Source organism: Streptomyces prunicolor (assembly GCF_045162825.1).
Classification (GTDB): domain Bacteria; phylum Actinomycetota; class Actinomycetes; order Streptomycetales; family Streptomycetaceae; genus Streptomyces; species Streptomyces prunicolor.
Genome location: NZ_CP108676.1, coordinates 2,615,394 through 2,632,878 on the forward strand (window position 1 = coordinate 2,615,394; position 17,485 = coordinate 2,632,878).

17 protein-coding genes are annotated in these 17,485 nt (G+C 69.9%); 10 read left to right on the plus strand and 7 right to left on the minus strand.

What is annotated here, in order from left to right:
* Positions 1-462: 462 nt before the first annotated feature.
* Positions 463-1,869 carry an extracellular solute-binding protein gene (locus OG588_RS11750; protein ID WP_405947222.1) on the minus strand — a complete coding sequence of 469 codons (1,407 nt, stop codon included), beginning with the start codon at positions 1,867-1,869 and terminating at the stop codon, positions 463-465.
* A gap of 172 nt (positions 1,870-2,041) precedes the next feature.
* On the opposite strand from OG588_RS11750, the gene OG588_RS11755 reads away from it, so the two are divergent.
* Entirely contained in the window at positions 2,042-2,413 is a 372-nt protein-coding gene (locus tag OG588_RS11755; RefSeq protein WP_405947223.1) for a response regulator, read from the plus strand.
* 213 nt (positions 2,414-2,626) lie between these two features.
* Positions 2,627-3,574, plus strand: a complete 948-nt coding sequence (locus OG588_RS11760) for a hypothetical protein (RefSeq protein ID WP_405947224.1) — start codon at positions 2,627-2,629, stop codon at positions 3,572-3,574.
* Between the two features lie 29 nt (positions 3,575-3,603).
* On the opposite strand, the gene OG588_RS11765 is transcribed toward OG588_RS11760, so the two are convergent.
* Positions 3,604-4,026, minus strand: coding sequence for a Rieske 2Fe-2S domain-containing protein (locus tag OG588_RS11765; RefSeq protein ID WP_405947225.1), 423 nt, complete (start codon positions 4,024-4,026; stop codon positions 3,604-3,606).
* A gap of 217 nt (positions 4,027-4,243) precedes the next feature.
* Here OG588_RS11765 and OG588_RS11770 point away from each other — a divergent pair, with 217 nt between their 5' ends.
* Together OG588_RS11770 and OG588_RS11775 are read left to right on the plus strand one after the other, a co-directional pair.
* Positions 4,244-5,293 (plus strand): LacI family DNA-binding transcriptional regulator, encoded by a 1,050-nt coding sequence (locus OG588_RS11770; RefSeq protein ID WP_405947226.1) that lies wholly within the window; start codon positions 4,244-4,246, stop codon positions 5,291-5,293.
* The gene (locus OG588_RS11775; protein WP_405947227.1) at positions 5,290-6,201 is read left to right on the plus strand and encodes a carbohydrate kinase; all 912 of its coding nucleotides are present in this window, start codon (positions 5,290-5,292) and stop codon (positions 6,199-6,201) included. The genes OG588_RS11770 and OG588_RS11775 overlap by 4 nt, the downstream gene beginning before the upstream one ends.
* A gap of 99 nt (positions 6,202-6,300) precedes the next feature.
* Here OG588_RS11775 and uvrA read toward each other — a convergent pair whose 3' ends face one another.
* On the minus strand, positions 6,301-9,279 hold the full coding sequence (gene uvrA, locus OG588_RS11780; protein ID WP_405947228.1) for an excinuclease ABC subunit UvrA: 2,979 nt from the start codon (positions 9,277-9,279) through the stop codon (positions 6,301-6,303).
* A 225-nt stretch (positions 9,280-9,504) separates the two neighbouring features.
* On the opposite strand from uvrA, the gene OG588_RS11785 reads away from it, so the two are divergent.
* Complete coding sequence (locus OG588_RS11785) at positions 9,505-10,191, plus strand: maleylpyruvate isomerase family mycothiol-dependent enzyme (RefSeq protein WP_405947229.1); 687 nt, start codon at positions 9,505-9,507, stop codon at positions 10,189-10,191.
* Here the strand turns inward: OG588_RS11785 and OG588_RS11790 are convergent.
* Both OG588_RS11790 and OG588_RS11795 read right to left on the minus strand, forming a co-directional pair.
* Positions 10,186-10,476 carry a hypothetical protein gene (locus OG588_RS11790; RefSeq protein WP_405947230.1) on the minus strand — a complete coding sequence of 97 codons (291 nt, stop codon included), beginning with the start codon at positions 10,474-10,476 and terminating at the stop codon, positions 10,186-10,188. The two genes, OG588_RS11785 and OG588_RS11790, sit on opposite strands and share 6 nt — an antisense overlap.
* Positions 10,473-10,685, minus strand: coding sequence for an MYXO-CTERM sorting domain-containing protein (locus tag OG588_RS11795; RefSeq protein WP_405947231.1), 213 nt, complete (start codon positions 10,683-10,685; stop codon positions 10,473-10,475). The genes OG588_RS11790 and OG588_RS11795 overlap by 4 nt, the downstream gene beginning before the upstream one ends.
* Here OG588_RS11795 and OG588_RS11800 point away from each other — a divergent pair.
* The 4 genes from OG588_RS11800 (at position 10,594) to OG588_RS11815 (ending at position 14,111) form a co-directional block, all read left to right on the plus strand.
* Positions 10,594-11,250 (plus strand): MBL fold metallo-hydrolase, encoded by a 657-nt coding sequence (locus tag OG588_RS11800; protein WP_405947232.1) that lies wholly within the window; start codon positions 10,594-10,596, stop codon positions 11,248-11,250. The two genes, OG588_RS11795 and OG588_RS11800, sit on opposite strands and share 92 nt — an antisense overlap.
* Before the next feature lie 304 nt (positions 11,251-11,554).
* Entirely contained in the window at positions 11,555-12,439 is an 885-nt protein-coding gene (locus tag OG588_RS11805) for an ABC transporter substrate-binding protein (protein WP_365307566.1), read from the plus strand.
* Positions 12,436-13,353, plus strand: coding sequence for an amino acid ABC transporter permease (locus tag OG588_RS11810; RefSeq protein WP_405947233.1), 918 nt, complete (start codon positions 12,436-12,438; stop codon positions 13,351-13,353). The genes OG588_RS11805 and OG588_RS11810 overlap by 4 nt, the downstream gene beginning before the upstream one ends.
* A complete protein-coding gene (locus tag OG588_RS11815) occupies positions 13,350-14,111 on the plus strand; it encodes an amino acid ABC transporter ATP-binding protein (protein WP_019060487.1) in 762 nt (253 codons plus the stop codon). The genes OG588_RS11810 and OG588_RS11815 overlap by 4 nt, the downstream gene beginning before the upstream one ends.
* Positions 14,112-14,156: 45 nt before the next feature.
* Here OG588_RS11815 and aroQ read toward each other — a convergent pair whose 3' ends face one another.
* Positions 14,157-14,630, minus strand: coding sequence for a type II 3-dehydroquinate dehydratase (gene aroQ, locus OG588_RS11820; RefSeq protein WP_405947234.1), 474 nt, complete (start codon positions 14,628-14,630; stop codon positions 14,157-14,159).
* 173 nt (positions 14,631-14,803) lie between these two features.
* Between aroQ and OG588_RS11825 the strand changes: the two genes are divergently transcribed.
* Complete coding sequence (locus tag OG588_RS11825) at positions 14,804-16,081, plus strand: MFS transporter (protein WP_405947235.1); 1,278 nt, start codon at positions 14,804-14,806, stop codon at positions 16,079-16,081.
* Between the two features lie 134 nt (positions 16,082-16,215).
* Here OG588_RS11825 and OG588_RS11830 read toward each other — a convergent pair whose 3' ends face one another.
* On the minus strand, positions 16,216-17,319 hold the full coding sequence (locus tag OG588_RS11830) for a calcium:proton antiporter (RefSeq protein ID WP_405947236.1): 1,104 nt from the start codon (positions 17,317-17,319) through the stop codon (positions 16,216-16,218).
* Positions 17,320-17,485 lie beyond the last annotated feature (166 nt).

Genomic DNA, 17,485 nt, shown 5'->3' on the forward strand with positions numbered 1-17,485 from the left:
CGGTGGGCGTGGCGAGGTCGGGCTCGGGTCGGAGCCCTGGCAGCACCCTACGGAGCGGGCCCGGGGACAGGGGGCGACGCACGGCGGGCTCTCAGCGGCCGGCGGGTGGGGAGTTCCGGAGATGGTCGGTCACGTGCCCAGCCTGCCCCCAACCGGCCATGATCGTCAGGGCCTTGGGGAGGACGGGTCCCTCGAAGTCGGGCACGCGCGCGTAAGAGCCATGTCAGGCACGCGTGCGTAGGACCCCGTCGGGCAGGCGTCCGCGAAACGTATGTCGGGTACGTGCGCGTAAGACCCCGTCAGGCACACCCCCGTGGAACCCCTGTCGAGCACGCACGCGTAAGATCCCGCCGGGCACACGCCGTGGAACCCCTGTCGAGTGTCGAGCACTCGCGAGTAGGAACCCGTCCGGCACACCCCCGTAGAACCCCGTCAGGCACACACGCGTGCCGCACGTTTTCGCTACGTGCTCGGGGGATAGCCGTCGTGCGCCGCGAGGTCCTTGTCGATCTGTTTGGCCGCCTCGTCCAGGGTGGCCTTGACCGGCGCCCGGTTGAAGATGATCTTCGCGAAGGCCCGGGAGAAGGCGTCGGTGATCGCCGGATAGGCGGGCGTCTGCGGCCTGGGGCGGGCGACTCCGTCCCGGAGCTGCTCGATGAAGAGGTGCTCGGGGCCGCCGGGGGCGTACTGCGGCGAGAGCTTGATCGCGCTCTCGGTGGCCGGGATCGCCCCGTTGGCCACGGTCATCCGGTGCACCTGGGCGGGCTGGAGCAGGAAGGACAGGAAGCGCCAGACGGCGTCCCCGTCCGCGTTGCCCGCCGGGACGCCCCACTGGAAGGAGCCCATGCCGGTGACGGTCCCCTGGCCGAAGTCGGGCAGCGGGACGATCGCGACGTCCCCGGGGAAGGCCTTGTTGAATTCCGGATAAGTCCAGTGCCCGCACCAGGAGATCGCGCTGCGGCCACTGACGAACGCCTTGTCGTCCTTGACCATGTCGATGAGCCCCGCCTTGGCCCAGTTCTGCATGTCGGTGAGCGCCTTCACCGAACCGGGGCCGTTCACATAGCCGTCGGCGGTGCGGTAGTTCTCGGGCTCGATCAGGTCGCCGCCCGCCGACCACACGGCGGGTGCGAAGCCGTACGTGTTCCACTCCTGGCCCGGCTGCGCGTAGACGAGCCGCAGGTCTAGGGGGGCCTGGTAGCCCTGGGTGCGCAACTTGCGCAGGATGCCCGTCAGTTCAATGGCCGTCCAGGCGTCCTTGGGGCCGGTCGGGATGCGTATTCCGGCCTTCTTCATGACGGACTTGCGCACATACAGGCCCATGCCCGAGTCGAAGGTGCCGATGCCCCACAACCTGCCCGCGTAGGTGCCCTGTTGGCGGATCGTCGGCAACAGGTCGGCACGGACGCTCGCGGGCACACAGGAGTCGATCGGCCGGAGCTTGCCCGACCAGGCGTAGCTGTAGAGGTTGGGCCCGTCGAAGTCGAGGAGGTCGGGCAGGTCCCCGCTGGCGGCGGCGGAGAGCACCAGGTCGTTGTAGACGCGGTTCTCCGGGAGGGTGACCAGCTCGACCCGTACCTGCTTCTGCGCCTTGTTGAAGTCCTTCACCTGGTTCTGCAGCGTGGTGAACTCGCCGCTCGGGCCCGCGTGGAACCACACCGTGATGTGCGCGATGCCGTGGATCTTCCCGTCGCAGGTGGTGTCCTTCGGGGACGCGCTCGCCTCCTTGGCGTCGCTCCCGCCGCTGTCGCACGCGGCCAGCAGCAGGGCCGCGCACACCACCCAGGGGACCAGGATTCGGCGGACCCGACGGGCCCGACCGGCCCCGCGGACACCAGGCCACGCGCGCGTGGCACTCGTTCCGTTCATCGCACACCCCCACCCGACCGGACGACATGGTCTCCCCAGGGCGCCGTCATGCTACCGCCCGTCGTATCCCCCTCGCCCTGCGTGCACGAGAACCTTCGGTCGCGGCACGGGAGTTCAGCACTTTCCGGCTAGCTGGAAGGCGCGACCGACCACTGGTTGGCAAGCTGGGCACATGTCGCTGCGCTGTCTCCTCGTCGATGACAGCGCCCGGTTCCTGGAGGCGGCTCGCGCCCTGCTGGAACGTGGCGGGGTGGAAGTCGTCGGCATCGCCTCGACGGGCGCGGACGCCCTCTCCCAGGCCCGGGAAAGGGCCCCTGACGTCGTCCTGGTCGATCTCGACCTCGACGGCGAGAACGGCTTCGACGTCGCGCGCCGACTGGTGGGCAACGTACCGGCGGTGATCCTCATCTCGACCCACTCCCGGGAGGACTTCCAGGAACTCATCGCCGCCAGCCCCGCACACGGCTTCCTCCACAAGTCGGCCGTGTCCGCGCGGGCGATCAGGGACGTGCTGGGCGACGACGGGCCGCCCGCACCGCAATGAGCGCACCCACCGCGACCCGGCCAAGTCACATATGCCTGATGGACGACAGGTGTTGTCGGGACTTGGTCAACACGCTTCAATGCGGGGGAACTCGGGGCGTGAATATCGGCGTACGGATGTGAAGACCTTTCTCCGGTGCCGACGGGGGCCCCGAAGCAACTCGCGTGAACGGCCTGACCAGCCGTTGTGAACATTCACAGAAAGGGCCCCTGCATGCCGCACGCCACACAGCAGGCGGACGTCGCCACCGCGGAACTGGACTCGGCCCTGCGCGGCGGCCCCTTCCACGTCGCGCTGCGCGCCGCCATCGCCGCCCGCGGACTGCCGCTGCAGCGCGTCCAGCACCACCTGACGCGCTACGGGGTCAAGGTCGGTGTCACCAGCCTGAGTTACTGGCAGCAGGGCGCCCGCCGCCCACAGCGCCCCGAGTCGCTGCGCGCCGTACGCGCGTTGGAGGAGATCCTCCAGCTCCCGGAGGAGTCACTGATCCGGCTGCTCGCCGAGGCCGAGGAACGGTCCGTCGCGCAGCGCCCGGCGGCCCGCTCGTACCGCTCCTTCGTCGAGGCCTCCGGCGTCCTGGAGCAGCTGCTGGCCGAGCTGGAATCCTCGCTCGACAGCGGCCTGCACACCCTGGGGCACCACGAGCGCGTGCGCATCGGGCCGCACCGCGAGTTGGCCGGCCGCGAGTCGCACCACATCGTCCGCGCCCACCGGGACGGCATCGACCGCTTCATAGCCGTCCACTACGGAGACCCCGGCTGCGCCCCGGACCGCATGACCGTGCATGCCCTGGAGAACTGCCGCACCGGCCGCGTCCGCCGCCACCACGAGACCGGCATGCTGGTCGCCGAGCTCCTCTTCGGCACCCGCCTGCGCTCCGGAGATACGTTCCTCTTCCGCTACGGCGTCGAGGACGGCACCGCCGGCGTCTCCCGCGAGTACGTCCGTGACTTCGGTATCGCGGGCGGCCAGTACGCGCTCCAGGTGCGCTTCGACGAGAACGCGCTGCCGGTGCGCTGCCACCGCTTCACCCAGCACTCGGCGGCGGCCCCGCGCAGCGGCCGCCAGGAGCTGCGCCTGACCGGAGGGCACCACTCGGTGCACCTCGTGGAGCCGCGGATGCGGTCGGGGATCGTGGGCATCGGCTGGGACTGGGAGTGAGCCGTCGGGGCCCGGACGCGTCCTGAGGATCAGGCGGCGGGCCCCGCGACGATCTTGCCGTTCTCGGCCGTCACCTTCAGCTCGTGCAAGGGCTCGGTGGCCGGCGCCTGCACCACCTTGCCGGTCATGGCGTTGAACTCGCTGCCGTGGCACGGGCAGATGAGCGTCGTGCCGTCCAACTTGTTGATGGGGCACTGCGCGTGCGTGCAGATCGTGCTGTACGCCTTGAGGGTGCCGTTCGCCGCGCGGCTGACGACCACGTTCTGATCGCGGTACAGCTTGGCGCTCCCCTTGGCGACCTCGCTCTCCGCGCCGAGCTCCACGGGCGCGGTCGGGGTCGCGGCGGCCCCCGAGCCACCGCCCGAGCAGGCGGCGAGTCCGAGCCCGGCGACGGGCGTGAGGGCCGCTCCGCGCAGGACGGTACGACGGCTCGGGGCGGGGCGGCCGGGCATGGGGGTCTCCAGCTGTTGTTCGGGCTGCTCAAGGGGGACTGCACGGCGACGATACCCGCGCGGTTCCGCCCGCTTTGAGGTGGGTTCACCGGAGAGGCGCTCACGGTACGTAAACGTTTGCGCAAGCGTTTACGTCTGGCGGCGGATGGGATACGTTCCCGACCAGAAGGCCAGCCACATTCCAAGGCCCGCCGCACCTCGGGGAGGGGGATCCGCGATGGCCACCATGGTCGACGTCGCTCGGAGCGCCGGTGTGTCCGTAGCGACCGTCTCGCACGTCCTGAACGACACCCGTCCGGTGCTGCCCAGCACACGAGAGGCCGTACTGACCGCGATCGAGGAACTGGGCTACACCCCCAACACCCTCGCCCGCTCGCTGGTCACGTCCCGCACCCGCTCCATCGGCCTCGCGGTCTCGGCGATCAGCAACCCGTACTTCACGGAGATCCTCCAGGGCATCGAGGCCGGCGCCCTGGAAGAGGGCTACAGCCTGCTCATCGCCGATCCGCACGACGACCCGGAGCACGAGCGCAAGGTCGTCCAACTCCTGCACGAGCGCCGGGTGGACGGCATGATCGTCGCCCCGTCGGCGGCCCCGGACGCCCTGGTCGCCTACCTCGGCCGGCACTCCGTACCGACGGTGTTCCTCGACCGGGTGGTCGAGGCGCCCTCGGCAGACGCGCCGCCCGTCGACCAGGTGTGCGCCGAGAACGTCGAACCGACGGCCCAGCTCGTCACCCACCTCGCCGGACTCGGCCACCGCCGCATCGGCCTGGTCGCGGGCCTGCCCGGGCTCAGCACGACCCGCGAGCGGATCACCGGATACCGCTACGGCCTCGCCGCCGCCGGACTCCCTTACGACGAGCGGCTGTTGGCGTACGGCGACTCCGAGTCGGCCGCCGCCGAGCGGGCCACCGAGAAGCTGCTCTCCCTCGCCGCCCCGCCCACCGCCCTGGTCACCGCCAACAACGCGATGACCATCGGCGCCCTGCGTGCCCTGCGCGAGCGCGGCCTGTCCGTCCCCGGCGACCTGGCGCTGTGCTGCTTCGACGACTTCACCTGGGCCGACCTGTTCGAGCCCCGGCTGACCGCGATCGCCCAGCCCAGCAAGGAGATCGGCGCCCAGGCCGTACGGCTGCTGCTGGACCGGCTCTCCGCGCCGGACCGGCCCGCCCGCGTCCTGCGCCTCCCCTGCACCTTCGTCCACCGCACGTCCTGCGGCTGCCCCACCCCGTCCGAACAGTCCCAGAAGGGAAACATCTCGTGATCGTCGTAGCCGGTGAGGCCCTGATCGACCTGGTGCCGCAGGGCACGGGCCCCCTCGCCGCCCTGAAGCCGGCGCTCGGCGGCGGCCCGTACAACACCGCCGTCGCCCTCGGCCGACTCGGCTCCCCCACCGCCTTCTGCTCCCGCGTCTCCTACGACGCGTTCGGCGAGGCCCTCCTCGCCGGGCTGCGCCAGGCCGACGTGGACGTCCTGGACGTACAGCGCGGCCAGGAGCCGACGACCCTCGCGGTCGCCACGCTCGACGCGAACGGCTCGGCCACGTACTCCTTCTACGTCGACGGCACCGCCGACCGGCTCTTCGAGGTGCCCGCCGCGCTGCCCGCCGAGACCGAGGCGGTGTCCTTCGGTACCTGTTCGCTCGTCCTGGAGCCGGGCGCGAGTGCCTACGAGGAGTTGATGCGGACCGCGTCCGGGCAGGGCGTGTTCACCCTGCTCGACCCGAACATCCGGGCCGGGCTGATCCCCGACGCGGACGCGTACCGGGCGCGTTTCAAGAGCTGGCTGCCGTACGTGTCGCTCCTCAAGGTGTCCGAGGAGGACGCGCTGTGGCTGGGCGGCACCCCGCGCGAGTGGCTGGACGCCGGTCCCTCGGCGGTCGTGATCACCCATGGTGGCGACGGCCTCGCCGCGTACACCCAGGACGGCACGGTGTACCCGATTCCGGGCGAGAAGGTCGACGTCGTGGACACGATCGGCGCGGGCGACACTGTCAACGCGGCGCTGCTGCACGGTCTGTCCGCCCGGAACTCGCTGTCCGCGGAGGGGATGGCCGTCCTGGGCCGCGACGGCTGGACCCAGCTGCTGCGGTTCGCGGCGCGCGCGGCCGCGATCACCTGCTCACGGGCGGGGGCGGAACCGCCGTACGCCTCTGAACTGGGCGATCTGTAGCGGGCATTCGGCGGTGGCGGGCCGTGCTCGCCACCAAGTGCGGCGCCCCGCGGGGAAGTTCCCGCGGGGCGCCGCACTCGTGTTCCTGCTGTGTGCTGGTCAGGCCTTGCGGGCTCGCGTCGTCTTCTTCGCGGGCGTGGCCTTCTTGGCGGGCACGGACTTCTTCGGCGCGACCGCCGCGGTCTTCTTGGCAGCCGTCTTGCGCGGGGCCTTCACCGGGGCTCCGTCGCTGATCCGGTCGGCGTCGAGGATCTCGCGCAGGAACTTGCCGGTGTGGCTGGCTCCTACGGCGGCGACCTGCTCCGGGGTGCCCTCGGCGATGACGAGACCGCCGCCCGCACCACCCTCCGGACCCATGTCGACGACCCAGTCGGCAACCTTGATCACGTCGAGGTTGTGCTCGATGACGATGACCGTGTTGCCCTTGTCGACCAGGCCGCCGAGCACCGTGAGGAGCTTGCTGATGTCCTCGAAGTGCAGGCCGGTGGTCGGCTCGTCCAGGACGTAGACCGTACGGCCCGTGGAGCGGCGCTGGAGCTCGCTGGCGAGCTTGACGCGCTGGGCCTCACCGCCGGACAGGGTGGTCGCGGACTGGCCGAGCCGGACGTAGCCGAGGCCGACGTCCTTGAGGGTGTTGAGGTGGCGGGCGATCCCGGGGACCGCCTCGAAGAACTCGGTGGCCTCCTCGATCGGCATGTTCAGGACGTCGGCGATGGACTTGCCCTTGTAGTGGACGTCCAGCGTCTCCCGGTTGTAGCGGGCGCCGTGGCACACCTCGCACGGGACGTACACGTCCGGCAGGAAGTTCATCTCGATCTTGATGGTGCCGTCGCCCGCGCAGTTCTCGCAGCGACCGCCCTTGACGTTGAAGGAGAAGCGGCCGGGCAGATAGCCCCGCACCTTCGCCTCGGTCGTCTCCGCGAACAGCTTGCGGACGTGGTCGAAGACTCCGGTGTACGTCGCCGGGTTGGACCGCGGGGTGCGGCCGATGGGCGACTGGTCGACGTGCACGACCTTGTCGACGAGGTCGTCGCCGTCCACGCGCGTGTGCCGTCCCGGCACGCTCCTCGCGCCGTTCAGTTCGCGGGCCAGGTGCGTGTACAGGATGTCGTTGACCAGGGTCGACTTGCCGGAGCCGGAGACGCCGGTGACCGCGGTGAACACGCCCAGGGGGAACGAGACGTCGATGTCCTGGAGGTTGTTCTCCCGGGCGCCGTGCACCGTGAGTTGGCGGGACAGGTCGCGCGGGCGCCGGATGTCTGGCAGCGGGATGGCCTTCTTGCCGGACAGATACTGCCCGGTCATCGACTCCTCGTTGGCGAGCAGTTCCTTCAGGGAGCCGCTGTGCACGACCTTGCCGCCGTGCTCGCCCGCGCCGGGGCCGATGTCGACGATCCAGTCGGCGACCTTGATGGTGTCCTCGTCGTGCTCGACGACGATGAGCGTGTTACCCATGTCGCGGAGCCGGACCAGGGTCTCGATCAGCCGGTGGTTGTCACGCTGGTGCAGGCCGATGGAGGGCTCGTCGAGGACGTACAGGACGCCGACGAGTCCGGAGCCGATCTGGGTGGCCAGGCGGATGCGCTGGGCCTCGCCGCCGGAAAGGGTGCCGGCCGCGCGGTTCAGCGAGAGGTAGTCGAGGCCGACGTCGACCAGGAAGCGCAGCCTCTCGTTGCACTCCTTCAGCACGCGCTCGGCGATCTTCTTGTCACGGGCGTCGAGCTTCATGCCGCCCAGGAACTCAGCGCAGTCGCTGATCGACATCCCGGAGATCTCGGCGATCGACTTGTCCATGATCGTGACCGCGAGGACGACGGGCTTCAGGCGGGTGCCGTGACAGGTGGGGCAGGGCACCTCGCGCATGTAGCCCTCGAAGCGCTCCCTGCTGGCGTCGCTCTCCGCCTCGCCGTGCCGCCGCTTCACGAAGGGGACGGCGCCTTCGAAGGGCGTCGTGTAGACCCGCTCGCGTCCGTATCTGTTCCGGTACCGGACCTCGATCTGCGTCTTGTGGCCGTACAGCAGGGCCTTCTTGGCGCGCTGCGGGAGGCCCGCGAAGGGGATGTCGGTGCGGAAGCCCAGCGCGTCCGCGAGGGCGCCGATGAGACGGCTGAAGTAGTCCTTGGTGTGGCCGTGCGACCACGGGTGGATGGCGCCCTCGTCCAGGGACTTGTCCTCGTCCGGGACGATCAGCTCGGCGTCGACCTCCATGCGCGTGCCGATGCCGGAGCACTCGGGGCAGGCACCGAAAGGCGAGTTGAAGGAGAAGGAGCGGGGCTCCAGCTCCTCGAAGGACAGGTCGTCGTACGGGCAGTACAGATGCTCCGAGAACATGCGCTCGCGCTCGGGGTCGTCCTCGGGGAGGTCGACGAAGTCGAGCACGACCATGCCGCCGGACAGCCCGAGGGCTGTCTCCACGGAGTCGGTGAGGCGGCGCTTGGCGGAGTCCTTCACTGTGAGGCGGTCGATGACCACCTCGATGGTGTGCTTCTCCTGCTTCTTCAGGACGGGCGGCTCGGAGAGCTGGATCGTCTCGCCGTCCACGCGCGCGCGGCTGTAGCCCTTGGTCTGGAGGTCGGCGAACAGGTCGACGAACTCGCCCTTGCGCTCGCGCACCAGCGGCGACAGGACCTGGAAGCGGCTTCCCTCGGGCAACGCCAGGACCTTGTCGACGACGGCCTGCGGCGACTGGCGCGAGATGGGCCGGCCGCACTCGGGGCAGTGCGGCTTGCCGATGCGCGCGAAGAGCAGACGCAGGTAGTCGTAGACCTCGGTGATGGTGCCGACCGTCGAGCGCGGGTTGCGCGAGGTCGACTTCTGGTCGATGGAGACGGCCGGGGAAAGACCTTCGATGAAGTCGACGTCCGGCTTGTCCATCTGGCCGAGGAACTGGCGGGCGTACGAGGAGAGCGATTCCACATAGCGCCGCTGGCCCTCGGCGAAGATCGTGTCGAAGGCCAGGGAGGACTTGCCCGACCCGGACAGGCCCGTGAAAACGATGAGCGAGTCGCGTGGAAGGTCGAGCGAGACATTCTTCAGATTGTGCTCGCGCGCGCCACGGACGATGAGACGGTCGGCCACGCCGGTCCGCACCTTTCTTGAGAGAAGTGACAGGGGCGGGGCCCCCGTCGTTCTCAGACTAGGGGGAGCCACTGACAACGCCGGTCGGAATCCCGGCCGAGGCATAACAACCTCCGGCCTTCCAGCATGCCCGACGCCGCACCCGACGATATAGCACGTGCATTCGATTTACGGCACTGCTTCACCACCTTCACCCAAAGGTGTGGCGGGACTAGGGTCAGCAGCATGATTGATCACGCTCATGACCTGGCCTCTGTACGTGATGCGACCGAGCGAGTGCTCACCGCTGCCGCCGGACTGGACAACGCTTCCGTGGCCGAGCCGTCACGGCTTCCCGGCTGGAGCCGCGGCTACGTCCTCGCCCACCTCGCCCGGAACGCGGACGCCCTCGTGAACGTCCTGGAGGGCCGCCCCATGTACGCCACGGCGAGCGTCCGCGACTCCGACATCGATCGCGACGCCCCTCGCCCCCTGGACGTCCACCTCACCGATGTACGCGAGAGCGGGGCCCGCTTCCAGGACGCGGGTGCCGCTCCCGCGGACTGGTCACGCACCGTGGAGCTGCGCAACGGGGTCATGGACTCCGCGTCCCAGATCCCGTTCCGGCGCTGGGCCGAGGTCGAGCTGCATCACGTGGACCTGGGGATCGGGTACGAACTGGAGGATCTGCCGGAGGAGTTCACCCAGCGGGAGATCGCCTTCCTGGCCGAGCGGTTCGACGGGCACCCGGACGTGCCGTCGACCCACCTCACCGACGGCACGCACGCGTGGAGCACGGGCCGGTCCGCCGAGAAGCCCGAAATCACCGTCACCGGCAGCCCGGCGACGCTGCTCGGCTGGCTCAGCGGGCGCCGTGACGGGTCCGGTCTGACGATCGACGGGGGCTCCTTGCCGACACTGCCTCCCCTATAGACCCACGGCCCGGTCGTAGAGCCTCCGGTGCCACTCGTTGGCGTCGGGTGCGGGTTCGGCGGTGAGCACGGGGTTCGGGCCGGTCTCGATGAGGTGGAGGAGCGTCCAGGCGACTCCGTAGCAGTCGTCCGGACCGAAGCAGGCGGCGAGCGCCCGCGCTTCCTCTCCCGTGACCGGCTTCCCGATCGCGTCGAGCTGCCGGACGCGTCTGTCGATCTCCGCTTCGCTCGCGTCCCAGTCGGGGAGCGGGCCGTCGGCGACGAACGCACGCACTTCGGGTCTCATGGGCGAATGATCGACTTCCGTCGCCACGGCGGACAAGGCATCACGGTCCCGCGCTCGCACATCCGAAGGCCGGCAGTCCCTTCGGAGCGTCTCCGCGAACGCACTAGGCTGACCGCCATGACGTACAGCGGCGAGGTCACGGTCGGTGGACCGGCGGATGTGCACGAGCTCACGGACCTGATGATCACCAAGATCGCGGTCGGGCCCATGAACAACAACGCCTATCTGCTGCGCTGCCGGGCCACGGACGAGCAGTTGCTGATCGACGCGGCCAACGACGCGGAGACCCTGCTCGGCACGATCGGTGACGACGGCATCGCGTCCGTCGTCACCACCCATCAGCACGGCGACCACTGGCAGGCGCTCGCCGAGGTCGTGACGGCCACGCGCGCGCGTACCTACGCGGGCCGCGAGGACGCCGACGGCATCCCGGTGCCGACCGACGTCCTGGTCGACGACGGCGACACGATCCGGGTGGGCCAGGTCGAGTTGACCGCGCGTCACCTCGTGGGTCATACGCCGGGTTCGATCGCGCTCGTCTACGACGACCCGCACGGGCATCCTCATGTGTTCACCGGGGACTGTCTGTTCCCGGGTGGCGTGGGCAACACCCGGAAGGATCCGGAGGCGTTCGCGAGCCTGATCCGCGACGTCGAGACGAAGATCTTCGGCACGCTCCCGGACGAGACCTGGGTCTACCCGGGACACGGCAACGACACGACCCTGGGCGCGGAGCGCCCGCACCTGCCGGAGTGGCACGCGCGCGGGTGGTAAGAGGGCGGCGTGAATCGGTGCGTGCGCGCCCCGTGTGAATCCTTCGCACGCGCCGGTGTCCCGCGCGCGCTCCCGTCGTACGTGGTTGCGCGGTCAACTGGAAGCAGCCCCGCTCAGGACGACGGCTCCTGCGCGGATGGGCCGCCGGTCCATCGACCCCGCCCTAGACCGGCGGCCCCGGCGCACGCCACGGAATCGGCACCCCACAGGTGCTGTTCACAAGAGCGCAACACGTGTTCCCACTATGCGGACAATTGGCGCTGTGACCTGGACAATCAGGACGTTCGGCTGTCACTCTCCCGCCATGCACCTTGCCCCTCGCGTACTGCGCCGCGCGATATCCGCCGCAACCGTAGCCCTGCTCGCCACCGCCGTCGGCTGCGCTCCGCAACCGGAGGACAAAGCCTCCGACCAGGCCTCCGGTTCGACCGCGACCACCTGCGCCAAGGGCAAGTTGGCCACCCAGACCTCCGGCAAGCTGACGATCGCCACGGACGAGCCGGCGTACGAGCCGTGGTTCGAGGACGACAAGCCCGCCAACGGCAAGGGCTTCGAGTCGGCGGTCGCGTACGCAGTGGCGAAGCAGCTCGGCTACGACAAGAGCGCCGTCGTCTGGCAGAGCGTCCCCTTCAACAAGGCCTTCGCGCCCGGCGTGAAGACCTTCGACTTCGACATCAACCAGGTGTCGATCAGCACCGAGCGCAAGAAGGCCGTCGACTTCTCGTCCGGCTACTACGACGTGCGTCAGGCCGTCATCGCGCTCAAGGGCAGCAAGGCCGCCAAGGCGACGAGCATCGCGGGCCTGAAGGGCCTCAAGCTGGGCGCCCAGGTCGGCACCACGAGCCTGAACTACATCAGCGACGTGGTGAAGCCGACGCAGCAGGAGGCCGCGTTCTCCAAGAACGACCAGGCCGTCTCCGCGCTCAAGAACGGCCAGGTCGACGCGATCGTCGTCGACCTGCCGACCGCCTTCTACATCACCTCGGCCGAGGTGACCAACGCCAAGATCGTCGGCCAGTTCGAGAACCAGGGCGGCACACCCGAGCAGTTCGGGCTCGTCCTCGACAAGGGCAGCGACCTCACGTCGTGCGTGTCGTCGGCCGTGGACGCGCTCCGCAAGGACGGCACCCTGGCCGCGCTGGAGAAGCAGTGGCTCTCCGACGCCGTCGACGCCCCGGTCCTCAAGTGACCGTGGTGAAGGACGACTCCGGCCAGGAGGCCGTGGACGACAAGGGTGACATGCCCGGCGAGGGCGACGCGTACGTCCCCTCGCAGCGGCGCCTGGACCGCGAGCGCCACAAGCGCACGCGTGCCCGTCGCGCGACCGCGATCGCCGCGGTGTCGACCCTGGTGACGGCCGTCGTCCTGTACGTGGTCGTGGTCAGCGCGCCGGGCTGGGAGCGCACCAAGGAGACGTTCTTCGACGGGCACTACGCGCGCGAGGCGTTCCCCAAGGTCCTCGAAGGGCTCTGGCTGAACATCCGGCTGCTGCTGATCTGCGGCGTGCTGGTGCTCGTCCTGGGCATGCTGATCGCCATCGCACGCACCCTGCGCGGGCCGGTGTTCTTCCCCCTGCGGGTGCTGGCGGCCGCGTACACGGACTTCTTCCGGGGACTGCCACTGATCATCAACCTGATGATCGTGGTCTTCGGAGTGCCCGCTCTGCGCCTCCAGGGCGTGACCGTCGACCCCGTGTGGCTGGGCGGCGCGGCGCTGACGCTGACGTACTCGGCGTACGTCGCCGAGGTGTTCCGCGCGGGCATCGAGTCCGTGCACCCCTCGCAGCGTGCGGCGGCCCGCTCGCTGGGCCTGAGCAACCGGCAGGCGCTGCGGCACGTGGTGCTCCCCCAGGCCGTACGCCGGCAGGTGCCGCCCTTGTTGAACGATCTGGTGTCCCTCCAGAAGGACACCGGGCTTGTGTCGATCGGCGGCGCGATCGACGCCGTACGGGCGTCCGACATCATCGCGCAGCGCGCCCTGAACTACACGCCGTACATCGTCGCGGGGCTCGTCTTCGTGGCGTTGACCATCCCGATGACCCGCTTCACGGACTGGGTGACCGCGCGGATGGACCGGCAGCGCGCCCAGGGAGGCACGACATGAGCGACGACAACACCTCTCCCGTGCTGCGCATGGAGTCCGTCCGCAAGACCTTCGGTACGTCGGTCGTCCTGCGGGACGTCGACCTGGAGGTCCCTCCGCACACCGTGACGGCGCTGATCGGCGCCTCCGGTTCCGGCAAGTCGACGCTGCTGCGGTGCGCGAACCTCCTGGAGGACATCGACGACGGCGCGATCTGGCTGGACGGCGAGGAGATCACCGACCCGCGCGTCGACCCGGACGCGATACGGCGCCGTATCGGCGTGGTGTTCCAGGCGTACAACCTGTTCCCGCACATGACCGTCCTGGAGAACATCACCCTGGCCCCGCGCCGCGTGCACGGCGTCTCCCGCGCGGAGGCCGAGGCACACGCGCGTGAGCTGCTGGAGCGGCTCGGGCTCGGGGACAAGGCGGGCGCCTACCCGGACCGACTGAGCGGCGGTCAGCAGCAGCGGGTGGCGATCGTGCGCGCCCTGGCCGTACGTCCGAGGCTGCTGCTCTTCGACGAGATCACCGCCGCGCTCGACCCGGAGTTGGTCGGTGAAGTGCTCGCCGTGGTGCGGGACTTGAAGGACGAGGGCATGACCATGGTGCTGGCCACGCACGAGATGGGCTTCGCCCGGGACGTCGCCGACCAGGTCTGTTTCCTGGACGGAGGCGTCGTCCTGGAGCGCGGCACGGCCCAGCAGATCTTCGGCGACCCGCAACAGGAGCGCACACAGCGCTTCCTGCGACGGATCGTGGAGGCGGGACGGCTGTAAGGGGCGTACGCCAGGAGGCCGGTGCTTACGCCTGACGCATCGGCCTTACGCGTCGGCCTTCCCTGCCCCAGCCAGCGCGGCGACCCGCTCCACGCCGAACACATACCCCTGCACCCCGCACCCCGCGATGACACCGTCGGCGCGCAGCGAGACGTACGAGTGGTGCCGGAACGACTCGCGCTGGTGGATGTTGGAGATGTGGACCTCCACCACCGGCAGCCCGTCACAGGTGTTGAGGGCATCCAGGATCGCGACCGAGGTGTGCGAGTAGGCGGCCGGGTTGATCACGATGCCGCAGTGGTTCAGGCGTGCCTCGTGGATCCAGTCGACCAGTTCGCCCTCGTGGTTGGACTGCCGGAAGTCCACCGTGCCGCCGTGCCCGGACGCCGCCTTGACGCACAGGGCCTCGACGTCGGCGAGCGTGTCGGAGCCGTAGATCTCCGGCTGGCGCTGGCCCAGGAGGTTCAGGTTGGGGCCGTTGAGGATCATGATCGGGGCGTTGGCCAGGGTGCGGGGCACGGTTCCTCCGGTCCGTTGGGACATGTCGTTCGCGGCGGGGTTGTCGGTCGACGGCCGCTGCTCGGACCCGGTCTATCACGACCTCTCCGCACCTCCGCGCGCCCCCGTAACCGTTGCTCACTGTGGGTGGTTGACGCGGCATGCACGATGTACACACCGTAAGAACACCTTCCATGCTGCGCCTCGCGGCCGCCTCCCTCGCCGGGACCGCGATCGAGTTCTACGACTTCTTCGTCTACGGCACGGCGGCGGCCCTGGTTCTCGGGCCCCTGTTCTTCCCGACGTTCTCGCCGGTGGCGGCGACGCTGGCCGCCTTCGGGACGTTCGGCGTGGGCTTCGTGGCACGGCCGTTGGGTTCGATCCTGTTCGGGCACTTCGGGGACCGGCGCGGACGGCGACCGGTCCTCGTCGCCTCCCTGCTGCTGACCGGTGCCTCGACGGTCGCGGTCGGCTGTGTGCCGTCGTACGGATCGATCGGGGTGGCCGCTCCCGTGCTCCTCCTGGTACTGCGTTTCCTCCAGGGCCTGGGGCTCGGCGGGGAGTGGGGCGGGGCAGTGCTGCTGACCGCCGAACACGCGCCGGCCGGGCGGCGCGGGCTGTGGTCGAGCTTTCCGCAGATCGGGCCCGCGGTGGGGTTTCTGCTGGCCAACGGCGTGATGCTGGCGCTGTCGGCGTCCCTGACCGACGCTCAGTTCGCGCAGTGGGGCTGGCGGGTGCCGTTCTGGGTGGCCGGGGTACTGGCCCTCGGCGGGCTGTGGCTGCGTTCGTCGCTCGTGGAGAGTCCCCGGTTCCTCGAAATCGACGACCACGCGCGTGTGCCGCTCGCCGAAGTGGTGCGCGAGCACTGGCGGTTGGTGCTGCTGACCGCCGGGGCGCTGTCGGTGGGGTACGCCATCTTCTACGCGGTCACGACGTGGTCCCTCGCCTACGGCACGGAGCGGCTCGGGGTCGGCCGTACCGAGATGCTGGCCTGCATCATGGCCGCCGTGGTGGTGAAGGGCTCGCTGACCCCGCTGGTGGCGCTGCTGAGCGACCGCTACGGGCGCCGTCCGCTGTGTCTGCTGGGGTGCACGGCCGCCGCGCTGTGGATGTTCCCGATGGTCGCGCTGCTCGCCACGGGTGCGCCGCTGCTGATGTTCCTCGGGTTCCTCGGGGCGCTGCTCGCGTTCGTGACGATGTTCGCCGTGCTCGGCGCGTATCTGCCGGAGCTGTACGAGCCTCGCGTGCGCTGCACGGGCGCCGCCGTCGGCTACAACCTCGGCGGGGTTCTCGGCGGCGCGCTCACCCCGATCGTGGCGACGGCGCTCGCCGAGCACAGCGGGCGTGTCCCCTGGGGCGTGGGCGCCTATCTGACGGGGGTCGCGCTGTTCAGCCTGGGCTGCTTCGCGCTGCTGCCGGAGACCCGGCCGGTGGAGGTGGAGGTGGCCGTGGTGGAGCCGGTCGCCGGGTGAGGGCTTGCGCGGCGGGTGACGTAAAGCAGCCGGGGACGTGAAGCGGCAGGGGACGTAAAGGCTTGCGCAAGCGTTTACGTGCCGTCCGGAACGCCTCGCGCTACGGAACTGCGCGCGTTACGGAACTGCGCGCGTTACGGATTGATCGCCAGCTCCAAGTACGCCGCGAACAGCACCAGATGGACTCCGCCCTGGAGCGGTGTCGCCCGTCCCGGCACCACGGTCAGCGAACTCACCACGACCGTCAGGGCGAGCAGCACCATGTGTGTGGAGCCGAGGCCGAGGACGAGCGGCCCGGAGAGCCAGATGGACGCGAGGGCTACGGCGGGGATGGTGAGGCCGATGCTGGCCATCGCGGAGCCGAGCGCGAGGTTGAGGCTGGTCTGCACCCGGTCGCGGCGGGCGGAACGCAGGGCGGCGATGGTCTCGGGAAGCAGCACGAGCAGCGCGATGATCACGCCGACGACGGCGTGGTGCAGCCCCGCCGCCTCGACGCCGGACTCGATGGTCGGCGAGACTCCCTTGGCCAGTCCGACCACGCCGATCAGGGCGAGGCCCAGCAGGCCCAGGCTGATCAGGGCGGTGCGGGCGGAGGGCGCGTCCGCGTGGTGGTCCTTGGTGATCGCATCGCCCTGGCGGGAGACCGGCAGGAAGTAGTCGCGGTGCCGCACGGTCTGCGTGGCCACGAAGAGGCCGTACAGGGCGAGTGAGGAGAGCGCGGCGAAGGTGAGCTGGGCGCCGGAGAACTCCGGGCCCGGCTTGCTGGTGGTGAAGGTCGGCAGGACCAGGCTGAGCGTGGCCAGGGTCGCCACGGTGGCGAGGGCGGCGCCGGTGCCCTCGGGGTTGAAGACCGCCGTGCCGTGGCGCAGCGAGGCGACGATGAGGACCAGGCCGACGATGCCGTTGCAGGTGATCATGACGGCCGCGAAGACGGTGTCTCTGGCGAGGGTCGAGCCCTTGTCGCCGCCGTCGGCCATCAGGGTGACGATCAGGGCGACTTCGATGATCGTGACGGCGACGGCGAGGACGAGGGAGCCGAAGGGTTCTCCGACACGGTGGGCGATCACCTCGGCGTGGTGCACCGCGGCCAGCACGGCGCCGGCGAGCACCAGGGTCACCAGGGCGACGACCACGGCGGGCAGATCCTTCCGCCCCCAGGTGAAGACCAGGAGGACGGCCGCGAGCACCGGTACGAGAGTCGTCCACCGGTTGGTGAGCGACCTGAGCCGAGTGATCATGACGCGATCCTCGCAGAGGGGCACAGGGCCCGCATTCCGGCGTTGCGGGGCCTTTCCCGCGCCCGGTGGACGCGGGTGCCGGGTATCCGACGAAGCGCCGGGAGCGGTGGTCGGCGATTCATGGTGCGGTGCTCCCGGTGCTCGTCTTCCTGCGTCTTTCTACGTC